The following is an 18,828-nucleotide window of genomic DNA, read 5'->3' as shown; positions in this document are numbered from 1 at the left end:
CTAGCGAAATTGCGCGAGGAACCGCAAGTCGTTGTCGAAGAACAGGCGCAAATCATTGACGCCGTAACGCAGCATGGCCAGACGCTCTACGCCCATGCCGAATGCAAAGCCCTGAAACTCTTCAGGATCGATACCGGACATGCGCAGCACGTTCGGGTGGACCATGCCGCAGCCCATGACTTCCAGCCAGCCGGTCTGCTTGCAGACACGGCAGCCCTTGCCGCTGCACATCACGCATTCCATGTCGACTTCCGCCGATGGCTCGGTGAACGGGAAGAACGAAGGACGGAAGCGAACAGCCAGCTCTTTCTCGAAGAACACGCGCAGGAATTCTTCGATAGTGCCTTTCAAGTCCGCGAAGTTGATATCACGGTCGACCAGCAAGCCTTCGATCTGGTGGAACATCGGCGAGTGGGTGATATCCGAGTCGCAACGGTAGACCCGGCCCGGACAAACGATCCGGATCGGCGGCTGCTGCGATTCCATGGTCCGCACCTGCACCGGTGAGGTGTGGGTACGCAACAGCATGTTCGCATTGAAATAGAAGGTGTCATGCATCGCCCGCGCCGGGTGGTGGCCAGGGATGTTGAGCGCCTCGAAGTTGTGGTAATCGTCTTCAACCTCAGGGCCTTCGGCAATGCCGTAGCCAATGTGAGTGAAGAATTGCTCGATACGCTCCAGAGTGCGGGTAATCGGGTGCAGACCACCAGAGGTCTGACCGCGGCCCGGCAGGGTCACGTCGATGCATTCGGCCGCGAGTCTGGCAGTCAGTTCTGCCTGCTCAAACGATGCCTTGCGTGCATTGAGGACCTCTGTGACACGTTCCTTGGCAACGTTGATCAGCGCACCGACTTGCGGACGCTCTTCAGCAGGCAGATTCCCCAGGGTCTTCATCACCTGAGTCAACTCGCCTTTCTTGCCGAGGTAGTGAACCCGGATTTGCTCCAGGGCATTGATATCTTCGGCGCTTTGCACAGCCTCAAGAGCTTGAGAGACCAGCGCGTCCAGGTTTTCCATGTACAGACTCCAGATACGAAATAGGGGAAGAGCTTAAGGCTCTTCCCCTATTTATGACGTTCAACACCAACCCCGGAAAACCGGGGTCAGTGATTGTCGGGGACTTAGGCCAAAGTGGCTTTAGCTTTCTCGACAATCGCAGCAAACGCCGCTTTTTCGTTCACTGCCAGATCAGCCAGAACCTTACGGTCGATCTCGATGGACGCTTTTTTCAGGCCGGCAATGAAACGGCTGTAGGACAGACCGTTAACACGAGCACCAGCGTTGATACGAGCGATCCACAGAGCGCGGAACTGACGTTTTTTCTGACGACGGTCACGGTAGGCGTATTGGCCTGCCTTGATTACCGCTTGCTTGGCAACACGGAATACGCGTGAACGCGCGCCGTAGTAGCCTTTTGCAAGTTTCAGAATTTTCTTGTGACGCTTACGGGCAATGACGCCACGCTTAACACGAGCCATGAGTTACTTCCTCTATATCTTGATCAAAATTAACGAAGGCGCAGCATGCGCTCGACTTTTGCCACGTCGGACGGATGCAGCAGGCTGCTTCCGCGCAGTTGACGCTTACGCTTTGTCGACATTTTGGTCAGGATGTGGCTCTTGAAAGCGTGTTTGTGCTTGATGCCGTTAGCAGTTTTCAGAAACCGCTTGGCTGCACCACTTTTAGTCTTCATCTTTGGCATGTTCGGATACTCCGCATTCAGTTGATAAACATAACCGCAAGGCCTGCCGTGCCCTGGTGGTTACTTCTTCTTTTTCGGGGCGATGACCATGATCAGCTGGCGTCCTTCCATCTTAGGATGCTGTTCGACGGAACCGTATTCGAGAAGGTCAGCTTCAACCCGCTTCAACAATTCCATACCCAGCTCCTGGTGGGCCATCTCACGACCACGGAATCTCAACGATACCTTGGCCCTGTCCCCGTCACTCAGGAAACGTACCAGGTTGCGCAGTTTTACCTGGTAATCCCCTTCCTCCGTCCCTGGACGAAACTTGATTTCTTTAACCTGGATCTGCTTCTGGTTTTTCTTCGCCGCAGCGACCTGCTTCTTCTTCTCGAAGATCGACTTGCCGTAATCCATCACACGGCAGACAGGAGGTACTGCGTCGGCAGAAATCTCTACCAGATCCAGCTTCGACTCTTCGGCTATACGAAGCGCTTCATCAATCGAGACGATGCCAATCTGCTCGCCGTCAGCGCCAATTAACCGAACCTCGCGGGCCGAGATATTCTCATTGATCGGGGCCTTGGGTGCAGCTCGTTTATCTTGTCTCATTTCACGCTTAATAATAATTACTCCGAATCTTGGCGACCACGCCGGGAAACCGCTTGTGCGAGGAATTCAGCGAATTGGGCGACCGGCATCGAGCCGAGGTCAGCGCCTTCGCGTGTCCGCACAGCGACAGTTTGCATTTCAACTTCCCGATCCCCTATCACAAGGAGATAAGGAACCTTGAGCAAAGTATGCTCACGGATTTTAAAGCCGATCTTTTCATTTCTCAAGTCGGACTTGGCACGAAACCCGCTTTGGGCCAAGGTTTTTTCGACTTCGAGGGCAAAATCGGCCTGTTTGTCAGTGATATTCATGATCACTGCCTGAGTCGGCGCCAGCCAGGCTGGAAACGCCCCTTCGTAATGCTCGATCAGAATACCGATGAAACGCTCGAACGAACCCAGGATTGCCCGGTGCAGCATGACCGGACTCTTGCGGCTGTTATCTTCCGAAACGTACTCGGCGCTCAAACGGATCGGCAGGTTGAAGTCCAGCTGCAAGGTGCCGCACTGCCAGACACGACCGAGGCAGTCTTTCAGGGAGAACTCGATCTTCGGACCGTAGAACGCCCCCTCGCCCGGCTGCAGATCATAAGGCAGACCTGCGCTGTCGAGCGCCGCCGCCAGTGCCGATTCAGCGCGATCCCACAACTCATCGGAGCCAACGCGCTTTTCAGGGCGAGTGGACAGCTTGAGCTCAATGTCCTTGAAGCCGAAATCGGCGTAGACATCCAGCGTCAGCTTGATAAAGGCTGCAGACTCGGACTGCATCTGCTCTTCAGTGCAGAAGATGTGTGCGTCGTCCTGGGTAAAACCACGTACACGCATGATCCCGTGCAAGGCGCCGGACGGCTCGTTGCGGTGGCAGGCACCGAATTCAGCCAGACGCATCGGCAGTTCGCGGTAGCTCTTCAGCCCCTGATTGAACACCTGCACGTGGCAAGGGCAGTTCATGGGCTTGATGGCGTAGTCGCGGCTCTCGGACTCAGTGGTGAACATGTTGTCGGCGTAGTTGGCCCAGTGGCCGGACTTTTCCCACAACGAACGATCAACCACCTGTGGCGTCTTGATTTCAAGATAGCCGTTTTCCTGCTGAACCTTGCGCATGTACTGCTCGAGCACCTGATACAGGGTCCAGCCCTGAGGGTGCCAGAACACCATGCCCGGCGCTTCTTCCTGAGTATGGAACAGACCCAGACGCTTTCCGATCTTGCGATGGTCGCGTTTTTCGGCCTCTTCGATACGCTGGATATAAGCCGCCAGCTGCTTCTTGTCTGCCCATGCGGTGCCGTAGACGCGCTGCAACTGCTCGTTCTTGGCATCGCCGCGCCAGTAGGCACCGGACAACTTGGTCAGCTTGAAGGATTTCAGGAAGCGGGTATTCGGCACGTGCGGACCGCGGCACATGTCGACGTATTCTTCGTGATAGTACAGACCCATGGCCTGCTCGTTCGGCATGTCTTCGACCAGGCGCAGCTTGTAGTCTTCGTGACGGGCGGTGAACACCTCGATCACTTCGGCGCGCGGAGTCACTTTCTTGATGACGTCGTAATCTTTTTCGATCAGTTGCTGCATGCGCTGCTCGATCGCCGCCATGTCATCTGGCGTGAACGGGCGCTCGTAAGCGATATCGTAATAGAAGCCGTCATCGATCACCGGGCCTATGACCATCTTGGCAGTCGGATACAACTGCTTGACGGCATGGCCTACAAGGTGAGCACAAGAGTGACGGATGATTTCCAGTCCTTCCTGATCTTTCGGGGTAATGATCTGCAGGCTGGCATCGTTTTCGATCAGGTCGCAGGCATCGACAAGCTTGCCGTCGACTTTGCCGGCCACAGTGGCCTTGGCCAGACCCGCGCCAATTGAAAGCGCGACATCGGCTACGGAAACCGCATGATCGAATGAACGTTGACTGCCGTCGGGAAGAGTAATAGTTGGCATGGCGCCTCCTCTCCTAGTGGTGACCCCTACCAAAGGTCACGTGGGTTGGGATGAGCCAGTACGTGATCCGGTGGTACGCCTGCCTCACAGTGGCAGGAGCCTTGCGGCCAACCTTGAAACGGACCAGATGACTGGAGTGTACAAAACCTGTCGCACCTGACTGAAAACAAAGCCAATGACAGTGCTGGAAATTTACAGGACGCGCATCCTATCACAGTGCAGTCGTCGAGTCGCACCTCACGGTGAATGAAGATGAAATCGGCACAGCATCTGAACTGGCACGCCCTCAGGCCGTCAGAACTATTCGTCAACCTGCAAGAATTCCCCCAGCAACGGAGAACACCATGAAGCTTCCACGTCTATCAGCACTCCTCGCTTGCGCCGCAATTCTGGCTCCCCTGGGTGCCCAGGCCGCGATGGATGGAGCAACCCGCAGCACTTTCACCCAAGAGTGCATCAGTGCCGCGAAGGCGCAGAAACTGGATGACAAGACGGCCAAGGCGCATTGCGACTGCGGCGCCAAACAGGTGGACAGCCATTTCTCCGATAAGGAAATCGCAGCGCTGAACAATACTGGCACTGCGCCAAGCCCGGAATTGACCTCGAAACTGCAGAAATTGGTCACTGAAAACTGCACTAAAGCAAAAAATTAATATCTGGCCGAGCGCGTAAAAATGCCCTGTCGTTGCGCGCCACTCTATCAGCCGGAATACCGCTAAAGGCCCCATGCAACGGGGCCTTTAGCGCATTTGAACCTCACCGCCAAGCATGCCAGTCAGCAGGCCGATTCAGCCATTTCTGAATATGATGGACTGCATACCTACGTGCAGTGCCCAAAGTTCCCACCTAAATAGCTGTCTTTTCGTACATTTCGACTATGATAGGCCGGTGTGCCCAGTTGGCCTGAGCAGCACGCTATTGAAAATTATGTTCTTGGAGATACACCATGTCTAATCGCCAAACCGGCACCGTAAAATGGTTCAACGATGAAAAAGGCTTCGGCTTTATCACTCCACAAGGTGGCGGTGACGACCTGTTCGTACACTTCAAAGCAATCCAGAGCGACGGTTTCAAAAGCCTGAAAGAAGGCCAGACCGTTTCTTTCGTTGCTGCTAAAGGCCAGAAAGGCATGCAGGCAGAAGAAGTCAAAGTGGACTGATCCACTTGATTTGAAAAAACCCCGTCATTGACGGGGTTTTTTTATGCCTGTGGAATGAGCAAGACTCAGCCGCAGTTGATGCGGATCACCTTGCCGGAAGCGTCAGTGTTGACGTTGACGCGCTCGGACCGGTACTCAAGCGTGACCATGTCGTTGGGCCCCAGAATACGTGCATCCATGGAGCCGGAGCGACTGCGTACCTGGGTCAGCAGATCGATGGATGCCTGCTTGCCAATGGCGAACTGTGCAGGCTCTGCATCACAGCGGCCCGGCACGGTATTACTGGCGGCGGGCGCCTCGGTCTTGCTGGTGGCCTCGGGCGCCGAATCTGGCGTGCTGCTGCACCCTGCCAGAACCGACGTCACGACCACAAAACCCAATGTTGCGAATTTCCAGGGCATACACCCTCCTTTGCCAATAAACATTTCCAGACCTTGTGCGACCGCAGCTTGCTGCATTGGTTGCACTGCAGTCATCGCGGTTACTCGTAAGCGAAGATGTCTGCAAGGCACGTGTAGTCTGCCTCGCCCCGTTTTCGGGCGCGCTGACAAATCGTCACAGCATGTTTTCTGCAAAGGTCAAATCGTGCTCATGATGCGTAAGTAGAAGTGTCAAACGGCTCGCAGAATGGTTTACTGCAACTGACCATAGGGACAACGGGCGATGCACGGCTGCCTGAGCAATGCGGTGCTTTCTTGAAGGCGAGACGGACATGACAGTGATTTCAATCGATGCGGACATCAAGGCCAAGTGGCCCCAAGGCCATTGCTCGCACAGCCCGGGGACACCGGAGGAGCTGATGATCATCGCTGTCGATCTGTTGATCAAGGAACTGGGCACCGAGGGTGCCCGAGCCTTTATCGCTCAGGTCTGGAGCCGATACGCGACAACCGGGTTGCCCGCCTGACGACGATCAGCCCCCGACACGGTTACTTCAATCGCGCCAGACGCTCGGTCAGCAGATCGAAGAACCCCTGGGCGTCGCCATCCTCGACCCAGAAGACGTTTTGCGGCTGCTTGAGCGTACCGTTCCAGTCGGCGACGGTCTGGCCGAAACCGATGCCTTCACGACTGTCGATCGCTACGTTGATCTGCCTGCCCGAAAACAGCTCGGGCTTGAGCATCCAGGCGATAACGCTGGCATCGTGAATCGGGCCGCCCGGCAAACCGTAGTGCTCCATATCCAGCTTGACGTACTCGTTGAGAATACCTTCCACCAGTTTGCCAGCCTGATTGTTCAGGGCAACAATCTGCTGGAGACGCTTTTCGCTGGTCAGAATCTTGTGAGTCACGTCCAGCGGCACGTAGGTCAGCTTCACACCGCTGGCCAGAACGATCTGCGCCGCATGAGGATCGGCGAAGATATTGAACTCGGCAACCGGCGTGATATTGCCGCCATTGAAGTGCGCACCGCCCATGACGATCACTTCCTTGATGCCCTGGGTGATTTCCGGCGCCTGCACCAATGCGAGCGCAAGGTTGGTCTGTGGGCCGAGCATTGCAACGGTGATGCTATGAGGCTTGGCCTTGCTCAGTGTCTGAATCAGATAATCGACGGCGCTGCCCTGGGCCAGGCCTTTGGCAGGCTCGTGTACCGGCACGCCGGGCAGACCTTCCTTGCCATGCACGTTTTCCGCGTAGATTGGCGTACGCACCAGCGGCTTGGGCGCACCGGCATACACTGGCACGTCCTCACGCCCAGCCCACTCGCGAGCGAGTCTTGCATTACGTGATGTCTTGTCCAGGCGCACATTGCCAGCAACCGTGGTGATTGCCATCACATTGAGTTCTTCAGGCGAAGCCAGTGCCAGCAGCAGGGCGACCACATCGTCGGCACCCGGGTCGGTATCAATGATCACGTCACGCTTTTCAACGGCCTGGACGGCTGTCGCACTGAGAATGGACAAGAGCAGCGCCCCCCGGATGAGTTGTCTGGAAAACTGTGTCAACGTCATGTGTAACTCCCTGTCATGAATACGTGTTCAGACTGAATGCCTAGAACACAACTCCGGATACCAGCGCCACGTTGCTGTAGGGCTGGCACTCGCCAGTGCGGATAATGGCCTTGGCCTTGCGGCTCAGAATTTTCAGATCGTCGTGGCTGACCCAACGCTGATGACCCAGCTGATCATCAAGGTTCAGACTCTCGATAACCTGCAACGCAGGCGGCTTGATTTCAGCCATTTCATTTGCCAGCACATGGCTCTCGACCTGCATCTCGCTCAACACCACATCCAGCACGCTTACGAAATCCGGCACGCCGCGGGTCAAGGCCAGATCGATCAGTTCGACGCTTGGCGGCACGGGCATACCGGCATCAACGATCATCAGAATATCGCCATGCCCCAGCGATGCGATGACGCGCGACAGAGCGATATTGAGTAGCGGTGTTTTTTTCATGTCGGGTTGAATCCTTGTACTTCCTCGAACGTCGGAATGGACGGCTGCGCACCTGCGCGGGTAACCGACAGCGCGGCGGCAGCCTGACCAAAGCGGATGGCCTGCGATTCGCTCTGCCCTCTGGCGAGCGCCGCTGCAAAACCGCCAACAAAGGTATCACCTGCAGCAGTGGTGTCCACGGCCTGTACGCGACGCGTTGGAATATGTTCGACGCCAGCGGCACTGGCGAACAACGTACCCTGCTCGCCGAGCGTAATGATTACGTTGCGTGCACCGGCTGCCAGCAACGCCAGGGCTGCCTTTTGCGCAGAGGCTGGCGAGTCGACGCTGATCCCGGACAGTGCCTGGGCTTCGCTTTCGTTGGGAATCAGGTAATCGATCAGGCTGTACCAGTGAGCGGGCAGCGGCTCGCTGGCTGGCGCAGGGTTCAGAATAACGGTCTTGCCCAGTGCATGAGCTCGCGACAAGGTGTGGAAGACCGTCTCGGTCGGTACTTCGAGCTGGCAGATGACAATTTCCGACCCCGCGAGCAACGGATCGAAGCGCTCGATCAGTGACGGCGTCAACTGACCATTGCCGCCCGCGACGATGACGATTGCATTCTGACTGTTGGCGTCGACTACGATCGAGGCAATGCCGGTGGGTACGCCGTCAACCACTGTCACCGCCTGGCAATCAATCTGTTCGGCGAGCAGCGCAGCACGCAACTGCTCTCCGTAAGCGTCGGCGCCTACGCAACCGATCATGGCTACATCGGCGCCCAGGCGTGCAGCGGCGACTGCCTGGTTGGCGCCCTTGCCACCGGGAACGGTGTCGAAACTCTCTCCGGTCAGTGTTTCGCCAGGGCGCGGGAGACGCTGGGCGCGGATCACCAGATCCATGTTGAGGCTGCCCACTATCACTATTTTTGCTTGCATGGCTCATTCACTCGTTGCTGTGCGTGCTCGTCATTGATCAGGAGCGTTGTAGGGGGCGGCCGTGGACTCACGCACCACGACGACAGGCGTCACGAGCCTTTTTTCGACAGGCGACGCATCAGGGGCGGCGATTCTGCACAGCAGCATCTCGGCCGCCGTTTCACCCAGTTGCATGATCGACTGCCCCACGGTCGTGAGTGCGGGATAGACATAGCGGCTCATGTCGATGTCATCGAAACCGATGACCGACAGATGTTGCGGGACTGCGATAGTGCGTTCGGCAGCGGCCCTCAGCACGCCAATGGCAATAACGTCGTTACCCGCGAAGATCGCGGTGGGCCGATGCCTGGCCAGCAGTTCGCATGCCGTTTCATAACCGGCAGAACTGGTGAACTCGCTATGTACGGCCCACTCCGGACTGGTTTCGACAGACGCCTTCTGCATCGCGCGTCGATACCCTGCCAGACGCATTTCGGCAACCGTGCTGTTGCGAGGTCCTCCGATACAGGCAATGCGCTTGTGCCCCAGATCGAGCAGATGCCGCGTTGCCAGATAGGCACCCTGCTCGTGATCGATGCGCACCGTGTCGGCTTCGATGCTGTCCAGCTCGCGATCAACGATGACCAAGGGCGTGCGAACGTCCGCAAGACCGCCTGCAACACTCGCGTCTGCGCCCACCGACGAGACGATCAGGCCGTCTACGCGCTTCTCCAGCAAGACCCGCAGGTAACTGCGCTGTTTCTCGGGATTGTCATCCGAGTTGCACAGGATGACGCAGAAACCGTTGCGCTCGCAGTAGTCCTCGATGCCCCTCGCCAACTCGGCGAAATACGGGTTCATGCCATTGGGAATCAGCAGGCCGATAGTCGATGTACTCTTGGCCTTCAGCGAGCGAGCCACCGCGCTGGGCACATAGTCCAGTTGCGCGATGGCCGCCTCGACCTTGAGCCGGACCGGCTCGCTCACCGGCCGGGTCTTGTTCAGCACATGGGAAACCGTTGTGTAGGAAATCCCGGCCAGTGCTGCTACGTCCTTGATGGTCGCCATGTCAGCCCTGTCGCCGCGCCCGGTGACTGCGGTAGGTGTCCAGTACCACGGCAATCACGATCACAGCGCCGGTGATGATGCGCTTGGTAGGCTCGGTGGCGCCGATCTGAGCCAGGCCTGCGGCCAGTACCGAAATGATCAGCACGCCGAAGAACGTGCTGATGATCGAACCGCGCCCACCCATCAGGCTGGTACCGCCAATGACCACGGCTGCAATCACCTGTAGTTCAAGCCCGGCACCGGCATTCGGATCAGCGGCTTCCAGACGCGATATCTGAAACAACGCGGCCACACCGGCCAGCAGCCCCATCAGCGAGAACACCAGAATCTTGTAGGGCTTGGGATTGATGCCTGCCAGACGCACGGCCTCTTCGTTGGTGCCGATACCGATCAGGTAGCGGCCGAAGACCGTTCGTGTCAGCACCGCCTGAGCGACGACGATCACCAGCAGCGCAATAATGAAGGACGGGGAAATACCGAATGCCACCGGGTTGGACAGCCAGGCGAACGAATCACCGATGTAGGCCGTGCGCGAGTCGGTCATCTGGTACGCCACGCCACGGGCCATCTCCAGCACGCCCAGCGAGACGATGAATGACGGAATGCGCCAGGCGACGGTGATCGAGCCGGTGATGGTGCCCGCCAGCGTTGCACAGGCAATCCCCAGCAACGCGGCCGGAAACACACTCCAGCCCCAGCCCAGAACAGCCACGCTGACAGCGGCGGCGGCCAATGCCAGTACCGAACCTACCGACAGGTCGATGCCGCCGATGATCAGGATCAGGGTCATGCCGACAGACAACACCATCAGATCGGGAATCTGGTTAGCCAGGGTGCTGAAGGTCTGGTACGACAGGAAATGGTCACTGAGCATCGAGAACAGGACGATCATCGCCAGCAAGGCGCCCGCCAGCCCCAGATAAGTGCCCAGGCCGAAATAATTGCCACCGCGACGGGCCGGCAATGTCAGTGTCGGGGATGTGTCGTTTTTCATGGCTCGTTCCTGGGCGCTGCATCATTGAGCAGCGCATCACGTTTCTGATAACCGGCAAAGGCTGCGGCCAGCAATTGGTCCTGAGTCCAGCTGTCGCGCTCGAACGTTTCGATCAGTCGACCGGCCGACAGCACGCCGATGCGGTCACAGATCAACATCAATTCACGCAGATCACTGGACACCACCACCAGCGCCCTGCCCTGACGGGTCAGTTCGCCCAGTAGCGCGTAAATATCGAATTTGGCGCCGACGTCGATGCCGCGTGTGGGCTCATCGAACAACATGACCGGACAGTCGCGCTCCAGCCAGCGGCCGATCACGACCTTCTGCTGATTGCCGCCGGACAGCTCCGACACCAGTTGAGCAGGGCTGGAACTGCGGATGCGCATGGCGTCCACCTGACGCTGTGCGAGCTTGAGTTCATCAGCGGCATTGACGATGCCTGCGCTGGAAATGGCCTTCATGTTGCCCAGCGCGATATTCGCACTGATCGATTGCGACATCAGCAAGCCTTCGCTCTTGCGGTCTTCAGTGATCAGGGCAATGCCATGCTCGACGGCATCGGCAGGCGAACGAATGGTGGCGGCCTGCAATGGCTGCCCCACTTCAATCGTGCCACTGTCGGCGATATCAGCGCCGTAGATCAGACGCAGAAGCTCGGTTCGTCCCGCGCCGATCAGGCCGGAGATACCGAAGATCTCGCCGCGACGGACATCGAACGAAACATCCTGAACCTTGCCTTTGCGATTGAGCGATTTGACCGACAGTGCGACTTCGCCAATCTGCCGGGCACCCATGTCCATGTGCTCACCCAGTTCGCGCCCCACCATCAGTGTGACCAGTTGCTCGCTGTTGTAACGGGAAATAGGCTCGACGCAGACCAGTTTGCCGTCACGCAACACGGCGATGCGCTGCGATACTCTGGCCAATTCTTCGAGGCGATGGGAAATGTAAATAATCGAGACACCACGCGCCTGCAACCGCGTGATCTGTTCGAACAGCATCTCGACTTCACGCGACGTCAGCATCGCCGTCGGCTCATCGAGAATCAGCACGTGACAGTCGCCAGCGAGGTTACGGGCGATCTCCACCATCTGCTGATGGCCGATTCCCAGGTCGCCGACCAGCGTGTCCGGGTCAATCGCTTCCAGGCCAACCTGGGCCATGGCCTTGATGGCGTTTTCACGCAGACGCTTGCGATCAATCCAGCCCGCGCGACGCGGCAGATCGTCAAGAAACAGATTTTCGGCAACGGTCAGGGTCGGCAGCAGGTTCAGCTCCTGCATGACCATACGCACGCCAAGCTTTTCGGCCTGAGTACGATTGGCAGGCTGGTAGGGCTGCCCCTGAAACTGCATGCTGCCGGTGGTGGGCGTGACCAGCCCGCCGATGATCTTTGACAAGGTGCTTTTTCCGGCACCGTTTTCCCCGGTCAGGGCCAGCACTTCACCGCGCATCAACGTCAGGTCGACATCGCCAAGCACGGGTTGAGCGTAGGTTTTACCAATGCCACTGACCGAAAGAACAGTCGTCTGAGCAGACGCTGACATACGTTTCTCCCAGCGCCTGCCCTGTTCGGGCAGACGCCTTTCACTCGGTGTGGATCAAGGTTGGGTGACGAGTTCGACCGGCGTTTCGATAACGCCCTTCTCATTGGTATCGACCTTCTCGCCCTTCACGGCCTTGAGCGCCGCTTCGATCCCGAACACGGCCTGCCTGGCAGCGTACTGATCGGCGGTGGCCAGGACGCGACCGTCCTTGAGCATCGGCTTGATGGCGTTGATGTTGTCGTAACCCACCACCATCACCTTGCCTGCCTTGCCTGCTGCGCGCACGGCAGAAACAGCGCCCAGCGCCATGCTGTCGTTGCCGGCCAGCAATGCCTTGAGGTTCGGGTATTCGTTCAGCATGGCGGACGCAACGGCGTTGCCCTTGTCGATTTCCCAGTTGCCGGACTGTACCGACACGACCTTCATCTGCGCCTTGTCCATGGCGTCCTTGAACCCGGCCGTACGCTGCTGAGCGTTGGTGGTGGTCGGCACACCTTCGATAATGCCGACTTCATCGCCGGCCTTCAGTCTGGTCGCCAGGTAATCACCCACCTGGGCAGCGCCCTTGCGGTTATCCGGACCTACGAACGGAATCTGCAGGTTCTTGCTTTTGAGTACGTCGGCATCGAGCTGGTTATCGATGTTAACGACCTTGATACCCGCATCGCTCGCCTTCTTCAAAACCGACACCAGCGCTTTCGAATCGGCAGGGGCGATGACCAGCGCGTCGACTTTGGACACGATCATCTGCTCGACGATACGAATCTGGCTGGCAGTATCGGATTCATCCTTGATGCCGTTGGAGACTAGATCGAACTCACTGGCGTGTTCTTTCTGATAAGCCTTGGCACCGTCTTCCATGGTCCGGAAGAATTCATTGGCAAGGGATTTCATGACGAGCGCGACTTTGGGCTTTTCAGGGGTCTGGGCATGTACGGCCGAGAGGGGAACGATTGCCGCAAGGGCAGAAAACATGGCGACAGCGAGAAGGCGTCCAGCGAATGGCAGCTTCATGGGTTCATCTCCGATCTTGTGATTATTGTTCGGGCGAACGGCGCAGAATCAATCCTGGGAATTGATGCGCAAACGTTTGCGAGAAACGAACTATGAAAAATGTCGCGGGGTTTGTCAATCGAGGAAATGAAGTCTGCCCGAAGGATTGCTCCGGGCAGCGCTGTCTTACTCTTCGGGGCGTACCGTGGCCACTTCGTCAGCCTTGATTCGGATGGTTTTGCCGGAAATGTCTTCGAATTCATAGAAGCCATCACGACTCTTGGTCTTCGGCGCGTCTTTGGTGATGTACTGCGTTCCGTCCTGCAACGTAACGACAGATGGAGTGGAGCACCCGGACAGCATGAGAGAGGCGGCAACCACGGCAGGCAACACCAGCAATTTGAGTTTCATGTTTACTCCTGAGACCAGATGGGACGGTGGTCGCAAAACGATACAGGCATCGCAAGGCGTCGCAAACATTATCCTGCGTAAGTGTTGCTAAAGATTCGACACTGAAATACTGTACGCACATACAGCTTACTCAGGGACTTTTTCCGTGGCAAATCAATCCTCAGCGACGTCCGCCGCAGACTCCTATCAGCGCATGGGCATTCGTGTACAGAAGATCATCAACTCGCCGACCGCGCAGAAATCCAGAGCCGCCCTGCTCTTTCGCCTGCAGGATGAATCGGAAAATGATTGGGCTCAGTTGCTTGAAGAAATAGCCGAGAATGACAACGTCACCCTCGCCTGGCGCGATGATGGCGGCGTACAGCTGTTCTGGACAGTGCCCAGGGAGGATTGAGGAGGCGGTTTTTTGTTCTTCAATGCAGCTTATGATTTGAACGTGGAATCCCGCTACGCCTGGCCTGAATAACGCATGGAGTGTGACCGTGATTATGCTGGATGGGATTTTTGACGCCTTCTTCAACCTGCTGGCGCACAGTATCGGCGTACGCATACTTAAAGCATTGAGTGGCGGAAGATTCAGAGGCGAGCGTGGCTTCGCATGGGGCTGGGCGCTGGTCGTCGGAAGCGTGGCGCTGATCGCCCCCCTCGTAGCATTCATCACCTGGCTGATTGTCAGCAGATCAGCCAGTTAAGCACCCTGCAAGATCCTTTTCATTTCCTCGATAGCCGACCCTGTAAATCCAGTTTTCCGTTGCCGAATCGACTCAGGGAGCCGCTTTTGCACTTATCCCCTGACACCTTCATTTGAGCAGTCGCGCGAAGATTTCACATGCGAACGGATATGGCTTAGTGCCACTTGTCGGACAACTGTTCACCTATAATCGAAACGGTGTAATTCTCATTTCACCCCCTTCTGAGACAGCAGTCCGATCAAGGCGACGTGCAGTCGTACACGCCTGTATCGATCTCGAAATGATGTCGCAGCGTCGAAGCAGCCCCGCTTCGAACTGCTCAGTACTTACCGTACTCATTTTAAGATGGCGTATGTCTACGCCCTACAGGCAGATAACGATGAATCAAATGGAATTTGAAATTCACTATCGTTTCAAGGGCGAAGCCCGTTCATTTATTCACCAGGCTCCGCAGTTCAGCCAGAGCGATGCGCTGCATTGCGCAACGCTGCACGCAGGTGTCGGTACGGTCAGCGATCATGTCGCCGCCAGGCCTGTGCGGCTGGCGACCCTGCAGGCTCAGGGTTTTGGTGTGACCGAGGTGCTCTGGAAACGGTGTACGCAACCCGAGCAGACCTGACTGCGCACGCGCAAAATGCGCAATAAAAAACGACCTCGCATTGAGGTCGTTTTTTTGGGCAGCAGTACACAACCTAAATCGCGGGATAAGCACCTGTGCCTTCAGGCCATGGCGTCAGCAACTCGAAGCCTGTCGAGGTAACTGCAACCATGTGCTCCCATTGCGCGGACAGAGACATGTCGCTGGTGAGTACCGTCCAGCCATCCGGCAATGTACGGGTGCCCGCCTTGCCTGCGTTGATCATCGGCTCGATGGTGAAGACCATGCCTTCCTTGAGCTTCAGGCCCTTGCCCTGCGTACCGTAATGCAGCACCTGCGGCTCTTCATGGTATTTGCGTCCGATGCCGTGCCCGCAATACTCGCGCACCACACTGAAACCTTCGCGATGGGCGACGCTCTGGATCGCGTAACCGATATCGCCCAACGTTGCGCCCGGACGTACGGCGTGAATGCCGGCACGGGTGGCTTCGTAAGTCGTTTCAACCAGACGCCGCGCCAGCGGGCAGACCTCACCCACCAGATACATACGACTGGTATCGCCGTACCAGCCATCCTTGATGACGGCCACGTCGATATTAACGATGTCGCCATCCTTGAGGATGTCTGATGCCGAAGGAATACCATGGCACACCACTGCATTCGGGGAGATGCAGGTTGTCTTGGTAAACCCGTGATACCCGACATTGGCGGGAATCACCTTGAGCTCCTTGACGATGTATTCGTTACAGATGTCGTCCAGGGCTTCGGTGCTCACACCTGCCTTGACGTAAGGCGTGATCATCGCGAGCACATCCGCCGCGAGCCTGCCGGCGATGCGCAGTTGAACGAGATCCTGCTCGGTCTTGAGACTGATGCCGCCGCTCATGAGGCCGCCTTCGACAGTTCGGTCAGCTTGAAGGATTGAGTCGCCAGCACAGTGCCATCAGCGTCTTCGAGACGAATCAGCATCTGGCAGATTTCGCTGTAGTCCAGCGTCGGATGCAGCTCTGCAAGCATGCCGATGCGCATCCAGTGCTCCGCCTGAGCATTGATGGAACGACTCAGTGCAACACTGGCGCAACGCAGGTCCGCATGCATGTGTTCGGAAATTTTGACCAGGCCCATGGTTCACCTCACTTTGAATATACGAAGCATATACGTTTCGTATATTCACAAACAACAGGCATGGTTTTTCTGGCGATCAGTCAAGACGCTTGCAAAGCGACAGCGCCAGCTGGCTGAGCAGCTGCGACCACCATGGATACTTGCGCCTCATATGCATTGAACTGGCGCAGTGCAGCGGCAAGGGCCAGAAAATCTTCACGCTGCATCTCGTTGACTGACGCACCGGTGCGAAGCTGATGAGCGACCGGGCTGTGCGCTGACTTCAGGGACATGGAACACCTCTTTCTCTTTACTGGTTATGCATACAGTATTTAGATCCAGAGGCGAATACAAGTCCGGTTACGACGAATGGTCGTCGATGTCCGGGGGCTGATTATCGGCCAGCGCCTGCAGGCGTGTTACATCGGCAACGCTCATCTCAATGCCACGCGCCATCGATCTGGCCCGCTCGGCATGGCGACGATCACCAGGCATACGCGTCTGGCCCACTCCGTGAAGCTGCTGCACAAGTACCTCACTGCGTTGCGCGAAGAACTGGCCGCTGCCTTTATCGGGATCGATGACGATCAGCAATTGACCGGTCCAGGGAGTCTGCGCGCCAGGATGCTTTGACCAGTCGAACTCGAACGAGAAATTTCCGCCGGTCAGACCTGCCGCCAGCAACTCGACCATCATCGACAATGCCGACCCCTTGTGCCCGCCAAATGGCAGCAGCGCCCCGCCGTCCAGAATCGCCTTGGGGTCACAGGTTGCCTGCCCTTGACGATCCACGCCCATTCCCTCCGGCAGAAGACGGCCTTCACGGGCAGCGATCTGCACGTCACCATGGGCCATGGCGCTGGTCGCCAGATCGAAAACCAACGGCGTCGACTCATGGCGAGGCGCCGCGAATGCAATGGGATTGGTTCCGAACAAAGGCTTTTGTGCCCCATGCGGCACGACGCAGGTCATGCTGTTGACCATGCTCAGGGCCACCAGACCCTGCTCGGCGAACGGCTCGACGTCCGGCCACAGCGCAGCGAAATGATGGGAGTTTCGGATGGCAAGAATCGCAATGCCTGCGCTGCGTGCCTTGTCGATGAGCAACGGCCGCGCGGCCGCGAGCGCAGGCTGGGCAAAACCGTTGGCCGCATCGACCCTCACGAACGCAGGTGCGACATCCTCCACGACCGGCACAGCCTTGCCGTCCACCCAACCGCTGGCCAATGAAGAAAGATACCCCGGAATACGAAAGATGCCGTGACTGTGCGAACCGTCGCGCTGGGCACTGGCGCAGTTTTCAGCGAGGACACTTGCCACATCCAGCGACGTGCCGTGGGCCAGAAAGATTCGTTGCAACAGCTCGGTCAATTGCGCAAAGGAGAGTGTACGGGTCGATTCATCAGGCTGAGCGGTGTGCATCTGGAACTCCGGGATCGTGACGGTCAGGGCAGGCATTGGATTGCACCAAGAGTAGCGCCGTGCGCGTTCCAGAAATACTCCCGCAGTCCGATACATCAATGAGAGCCGATCACATTCACGAAGAATTAAGCCGGGATTGATACATCGTAACGGTCCAATGTTCTCTCCCTCTGCCATCCGAGGGTAGAATGCGCCAGCGGTCAGTAACGGAGAGTCCATGAACGAACCCAGCCTCAGCGAAGCAGAACACGAGCAGATCACCGATGCCGCCGCGCACTGGTGTATGCGACTGCACGCTGACGACTGTTCAACTGCCGAGCGAAAACTGTTCGATCAGTGGCTCAAGGCTCATCCGCTGCATGCGACCGAATTCGAGGCAATGCGGGATATCTGGGAGATGTCCGGACAGCTGGAACCGGTCAATCCGCCGCCCGCGCACGTTGTATCGAACGCAGTTGCAACGCCGGATATCTTCCCAGGACGCAGGCGCACGTGGCGTCATCTCGCTGTGGCTGCGACCGTTGCCGCACTGGCTGTACCGCTGGCTGGCTACATCGGCTGGCGTCAGGGGATAATCCCCAACGTCTATGAAACCTACACCACAACCAACACCACTCGCCTGGTGACCATGGACGACGGCAGCCGTGTGGAACTGGACCTGGGGACAGAACTGACCTATGCCAATTACAAGGATCGCCGCAGCGTTACCTTGAAAAAAGGCGAGGCGTTCTTTGAAGTCAGTCACGACCTCACCCACCCTTTCGTCGTGGACGCCGGCGCCGGGCGCATCAAGGTGACCGGCACACGCTTCAATGTGTGGACGTATCAGGATCAGGTCCGGGTGATGCTGGTCGAGGGTTCGGTACAGGTCAGCAGCGATCGCTCACAACCTGAGTTCAGCGATCACCTGGACCCCGGCATGCAGGCGGTTTACAAGGCTGGAGATAACCGCCCCGGCATCAGCCACGTTGCCGTAGACGACACAAGCCTGGCATGGCGTAACGGCAAGCTGATCTTCAATGACCTGCCCTTGAGCCAGGCGCTGCCAATGATCAATCGTTATCTGCAGACGCCGATCCTGCTGGCGGACAATGCCACCGGTGCGGTTCGTCTTGGCGGCACTTACAACACCCGCGACATCTCGAGCCTGCTCATGTCACTGCCCAAGGTGTTACCGGTTTACGTGACGCAGAACCAGAACGGTAATCCGGTCCTGAACAAGCGCGGTCCAAACTCGCCCAAAGGCTGACTTGCGGCTGGAAACGGGCGCTGATCTTACATCCTGAAACACTCCTTGCGCGTGAA

Annotated in this window: 25 protein-coding genes; 7 read left to right on the top strand and 18 right to left on the bottom strand. The window is 57.4% G+C overall.

The features are described 5' to 3' along the window. The 5 genes from pheS to thrS form a co-directional block, all read right to left on the bottom strand. Positions 1-1,017 (bottom strand): phenylalanine--tRNA ligase subunit alpha, encoded by a 1,017-nt coding sequence (pheS, locus tag KDX39_RS00600; RefSeq protein WP_024685429.1) that lies wholly within the window; start codon positions 1,015-1,017, stop codon positions 1-3. Positions 1,018-1,121: 104 nt separating this feature from the next. Beyond that, positions 1,122-1,478 carry a 50S ribosomal protein L20 gene (gene rplT / locus KDX39_RS00595; protein ID WP_002553161.1) on the bottom strand — a complete coding sequence of 119 codons (357 nt, stop codon included), beginning with the start codon at positions 1,476-1,478 and terminating at the stop codon, positions 1,122-1,124. 29 nt (positions 1,479-1,507) lie between these two features. Then, positions 1,508-1,702: a 50S ribosomal protein L35 gene (gene rpmI, locus KDX39_RS00590; RefSeq protein WP_002553160.1), complete on the bottom strand. Its 195-nt coding sequence runs from the start codon at positions 1,700-1,702 to the stop codon at positions 1,508-1,510. Positions 1,703-1,762: 60 nt separating this feature from the next. Next, on the bottom strand, positions 1,763-2,314 hold the full coding sequence (gene infC, locus KDX39_RS00585; RefSeq protein WP_177429407.1) for a translation initiation factor IF-3: 552 nt from the start codon (positions 2,312-2,314) through the stop codon (positions 1,763-1,765). Then, a complete protein-coding gene (gene thrS, locus KDX39_RS00580) occupies positions 2,314-4,236 on the bottom strand; it encodes a threonine--tRNA ligase (protein WP_231658827.1) in 1,923 nt (640 codons plus the stop codon). The genes infC and thrS overlap by 1 nt, the downstream gene beginning before the upstream one ends. A 344-nt stretch (positions 4,237-4,580) precedes the next feature. Between thrS and KDX39_RS00575 the strand changes: the two genes are divergently transcribed. Both KDX39_RS00575 and KDX39_RS00570 read left to right on the top strand, forming a co-directional pair. Beyond that, positions 4,581-4,889, top strand: coding sequence for a hypothetical protein (locus KDX39_RS00575; RefSeq protein ID WP_099227452.1), 309 nt, complete (start codon positions 4,581-4,583; stop codon positions 4,887-4,889). A gap of 293 nt (positions 4,890-5,182) precedes the next feature. Next, the gene (locus KDX39_RS00570; RefSeq protein WP_004886948.1) at positions 5,183-5,395 is read left to right on the top strand and encodes a cold-shock protein; all 213 of its coding nucleotides are present in this window, start codon (positions 5,183-5,185) and stop codon (positions 5,393-5,395) included. A gap of 65 nt (positions 5,396-5,460) precedes the next feature. Here KDX39_RS00570 and KDX39_RS00565 read toward each other — a convergent pair whose 3' ends face one another. After that, positions 5,461-5,796: an I78 family peptidase inhibitor gene (locus KDX39_RS00565; protein WP_099227453.1), complete on the bottom strand. Its 336-nt coding sequence runs from the start codon at positions 5,794-5,796 to the stop codon at positions 5,461-5,463. 311 nt (positions 5,797-6,107) lie between these two features. On the opposite strand from KDX39_RS00565, the gene KDX39_RS00560 reads away from it, so the two are divergent. Next, positions 6,108-6,302: a hypothetical protein gene (locus KDX39_RS00560; protein WP_184323083.1), complete on the top strand. Its 195-nt coding sequence runs from the start codon at positions 6,108-6,110 to the stop codon at positions 6,300-6,302. A gap of 22 nt (positions 6,303-6,324) precedes the next feature. Here the strand turns inward: KDX39_RS00560 and KDX39_RS00555 are convergent, their stop codons facing one another. The 8 genes from KDX39_RS00555 to KDX39_RS00520 all read right to left on the bottom strand — a co-directional run bounded on the left by KDX39_RS00555 (position 6,325) and on the right by KDX39_RS00520 (position 13,707). Beyond that, positions 6,325-7,350, bottom strand: a complete 1,026-nt coding sequence (locus tag KDX39_RS00555; protein WP_231658826.1) for a nucleoside hydrolase — start codon at positions 7,348-7,350, stop codon at positions 6,325-6,327. A 40-nt stretch (positions 7,351-7,390) separates the two neighbouring features. Further along, the gene (gene rbsD / locus KDX39_RS00550) at positions 7,391-7,795 is read right to left on the bottom strand and encodes a D-ribose pyranase (RefSeq protein WP_231658825.1); all 405 of its coding nucleotides are present in this window, start codon (positions 7,793-7,795) and stop codon (positions 7,391-7,393) included. Next, positions 7,792-8,712 (bottom strand): ribokinase, encoded by a 921-nt coding sequence (gene rbsK / locus KDX39_RS00545; protein WP_210042392.1) that lies wholly within the window; start codon positions 8,710-8,712, stop codon positions 7,792-7,794. Before rbsK ends, rbsD begins: the two co-directional genes overlap by 4 nt. 30 nt (positions 8,713-8,742) lie before the next feature. Then, on the bottom strand, positions 8,743-9,759 hold the full coding sequence (locus tag KDX39_RS00540; protein ID WP_231658824.1) for a LacI family DNA-binding transcriptional regulator: 1,017 nt from the start codon (positions 9,757-9,759) through the stop codon (positions 8,743-8,745). Position 9,760: 1 nt separating this feature from the next. Next, a complete protein-coding gene (locus KDX39_RS00535) occupies positions 9,761-10,753 on the bottom strand; it encodes an ABC transporter permease (protein WP_184323086.1) in 993 nt (330 codons plus the stop codon). Then, the gene (locus KDX39_RS00530) at positions 10,750-12,303 is read right to left on the bottom strand and encodes a sugar ABC transporter ATP-binding protein (protein WP_231658823.1); all 1,554 of its coding nucleotides are present in this window, start codon (positions 12,301-12,303) and stop codon (positions 10,750-10,752) included. The genes KDX39_RS00535 and KDX39_RS00530 overlap by 4 nt, the downstream gene beginning before the upstream one ends. Before the next feature lie 54 nt (positions 12,304-12,357). Next, positions 12,358-13,278 carry a sugar ABC transporter substrate-binding protein gene (locus KDX39_RS00525; RefSeq protein ID WP_371321820.1) on the bottom strand — a complete coding sequence of 307 codons (921 nt, stop codon included), beginning with the start codon at positions 13,276-13,278 and terminating at the stop codon, positions 12,358-12,360. A 204-nt stretch (positions 13,279-13,482) separates the two neighbouring features. Further along, positions 13,483-13,707: a YgdI/YgdR family lipoprotein gene (locus KDX39_RS00520; RefSeq protein WP_210075822.1), complete on the bottom strand. Its 225-nt coding sequence runs from the start codon at positions 13,705-13,707 to the stop codon at positions 13,483-13,485. 193 nt (positions 13,708-13,900) lie between these two features. On the opposite strand from KDX39_RS00520, the gene KDX39_RS00515 reads away from it, so the two are divergent. The 3 genes from KDX39_RS00515 (at position 13,901) to KDX39_RS00505 (ending at position 15,018) form a co-directional block, all read left to right on the top strand. After that, on the top strand, positions 13,901-14,101 hold the full coding sequence (locus tag KDX39_RS00515) for a DUF1654 domain-containing protein (RefSeq protein ID WP_180274290.1): 201 nt from the start codon (positions 13,901-13,903) through the stop codon (positions 14,099-14,101). A 94-nt stretch (positions 14,102-14,195) separates the two neighbouring features. Next, a complete protein-coding gene (locus KDX39_RS00510) occupies positions 14,196-14,399 on the top strand; it encodes a hypothetical protein (RefSeq protein ID WP_231659343.1) in 204 nt (67 codons plus the stop codon). Between the two features lie 379 nt (positions 14,400-14,778). Next, positions 14,779-15,018, top strand: a complete 240-nt coding sequence (locus KDX39_RS00505) for a DUF6555 family protein (RefSeq protein WP_231658822.1) — start codon at positions 14,779-14,781, stop codon at positions 15,016-15,018. 73 nt (positions 15,019-15,091) lie between these two features. On the opposite strand, the gene map is transcribed toward KDX39_RS00505, so the two are convergent. The 4 genes from map to KDX39_RS00485 all read right to left on the bottom strand — a co-directional run bounded on the left by map (position 15,092) and on the right by KDX39_RS00485 (position 17,523). Next, positions 15,092-15,883, bottom strand: a complete 792-nt coding sequence (gene map, locus KDX39_RS00500; RefSeq protein ID WP_231658821.1) for a type I methionyl aminopeptidase — start codon at positions 15,881-15,883, stop codon at positions 15,092-15,094. Next, on the bottom strand, positions 15,880-16,122 hold the full coding sequence (locus tag KDX39_RS00495; RefSeq protein ID WP_231658820.1) for a ParD-like family protein: 243 nt from the start codon (positions 16,120-16,122) through the stop codon (positions 15,880-15,882). The genes map and KDX39_RS00495 overlap by 4 nt, the downstream gene beginning before the upstream one ends. An 80-nt stretch (positions 16,123-16,202) precedes the next feature. Then, entirely contained in the window at positions 16,203-16,394 is a 192-nt protein-coding gene (locus KDX39_RS00490; protein WP_231658819.1) for a hypothetical protein, read from the bottom strand. A gap of 67 nt (positions 16,395-16,461) precedes the next feature. After that, positions 16,462-17,523 (bottom strand): Ldh family oxidoreductase, encoded by a 1,062-nt coding sequence (locus KDX39_RS00485; RefSeq protein WP_231659342.1) that lies wholly within the window; start codon positions 17,521-17,523, stop codon positions 16,462-16,464. A gap of 217 nt (positions 17,524-17,740) precedes the next feature. On the opposite strand from KDX39_RS00485, the gene KDX39_RS00480 reads away from it, so the two are divergent. Then, positions 17,741-18,772, top strand: a complete 1,032-nt coding sequence (locus tag KDX39_RS00480; protein WP_231658818.1) for a FecR family protein — start codon at positions 17,741-17,743, stop codon at positions 18,770-18,772. Positions 18,773-18,828 lie beyond the last annotated feature (56 nt).

This window comes from Pseudomonas sp. CDFA 610 (genome assembly GCF_021147865.1).
In the GTDB taxonomy this organism is placed as follows: domain Bacteria; phylum Pseudomonadota; class Gammaproteobacteria; order Pseudomonadales; family Pseudomonadaceae; genus Aquipseudomonas; species Aquipseudomonas alliivorans.
The sequence above is the reverse complement of the archived record's forward strand: the minus strand, read 5'-3'. Positions and strand labels throughout refer to the sequence as shown.

Coding starts and splice junctions, on each gene's coding strand:
- KDX39_RS00490 (WP_231658819.1), bottom strand. CDS start 16,394: ATGTCCCTGAAGTCAGCGCACAGCCCGGTCGCTCATCAGCTTCGCACC.
- rbsD (WP_231658825.1), bottom strand. CDS start 7,795: ATGAAAAAAACACCGCTACTCAATATCGCTCTGTCGCGCGTCATCGCA.
- KDX39_RS00480 (WP_231658818.1), top strand. CDS start 17,741: ATGAACGAACCCAGCCTCAGCGAAGCAGAACACGAGCAGATCACCGAT.
- KDX39_RS00555 (WP_231658826.1), bottom strand. CDS start 7,350: ATGACGTTGACACAGTTTTCCAGACAACTCATCCGGGGGGCGCTGCTC.
- pheS (WP_024685429.1), bottom strand. CDS start 1,017: ATGGAAAACCTGGACGCGCTGGTCTCTCAAGCTCTTGAGGCTGTGCAA.
- KDX39_RS00540 (WP_231658824.1), bottom strand. CDS start 9,759: ATGGCGACCATCAAGGACGTAGCAGCACTGGCCGGGATTTCCTACACA.
- KDX39_RS00485 (WP_231659342.1), bottom strand. CDS start 17,523: ATGCACACCGCTCAGCCTGATGAATCGACCCGTACACTCTCCTTTGCG.
- rplT (WP_002553161.1), bottom strand. CDS start 1,478: ATGGCTCGTGTTAAGCGTGGCGTCATTGCCCGTAAGCGTCACAAGAAA.
- KDX39_RS00575 (WP_099227452.1), top strand. CDS start 4,581: ATGAAGCTTCCACGTCTATCAGCACTCCTCGCTTGCGCCGCAATTCTG.
- KDX39_RS00520 (WP_210075822.1), bottom strand. CDS start 13,707: ATGAAACTCAAATTGCTGGTGTTGCCTGCCGTGGTTGCCGCCTCTCTC.
- KDX39_RS00505 (WP_231658822.1), top strand. CDS start 14,779: ATGAATCAAATGGAATTTGAAATTCACTATCGTTTCAAGGGCGAAGCC.
- map (WP_231658821.1), bottom strand. CDS start 15,883: ATGAGCGGCGGCATCAGTCTCAAGACCGAGCAGGATCTCGTTCAACTG.
- rbsK (WP_210042392.1), bottom strand. CDS start 8,712: ATGCAAGCAAAAATAGTGATAGTGGGCAGCCTCAACATGGATCTGGTG.
- KDX39_RS00560 (WP_184323083.1), top strand. CDS start 6,108: ATGACAGTGATTTCAATCGATGCGGACATCAAGGCCAAGTGGCCCCAA.
- KDX39_RS00570 (WP_004886948.1), top strand. CDS start 5,183: ATGTCTAATCGCCAAACCGGCACCGTAAAATGGTTCAACGATGAAAAA.
- KDX39_RS00525 (WP_371321820.1), bottom strand. CDS start 13,278: ATGTTTTCTGCCCTTGCGGCAATCGTTCCCCTCTCGGCCGTACATGCC.
- thrS (WP_231658827.1), bottom strand. CDS start 4,236: ATGCCAACTATTACTCTTCCCGACGGCAGTCAACGTTCATTCGATCAT.
- KDX39_RS00515 (WP_180274290.1), top strand. CDS start 13,901: ATGGGCATTCGTGTACAGAAGATCATCAACTCGCCGACCGCGCAGAAA.
- KDX39_RS00535 (WP_184323086.1), bottom strand. CDS start 10,753: ATGAAAAACGACACATCCCCGACACTGACATTGCCGGCCCGTCGCGGT.
- rpmI (WP_002553160.1), bottom strand. CDS start 1,702: ATGCCAAAGATGAAGACTAAAAGTGGTGCAGCCAAGCGGTTTCTGAAA.
- KDX39_RS00495 (WP_231658820.1), bottom strand. CDS start 16,122: ATGGGCCTGGTCAAAATTTCCGAACACATGCATGCGGACCTGCGTTGC.
- KDX39_RS00530 (WP_231658823.1), bottom strand. CDS start 12,303: ATGTCAGCGTCTGCTCAGACGACTGTTCTTTCGGTCAGTGGCATTGGT.
- KDX39_RS00510 (WP_231659343.1), top strand. CDS start 14,196: ATGCTGGATGGGATTTTTGACGCCTTCTTCAACCTGCTGGCGCACAGT.
- KDX39_RS00565 (WP_099227453.1), bottom strand. CDS start 5,796: ATGCCCTGGAAATTCGCAACATTGGGTTTTGTGGTCGTGACGTCGGTT.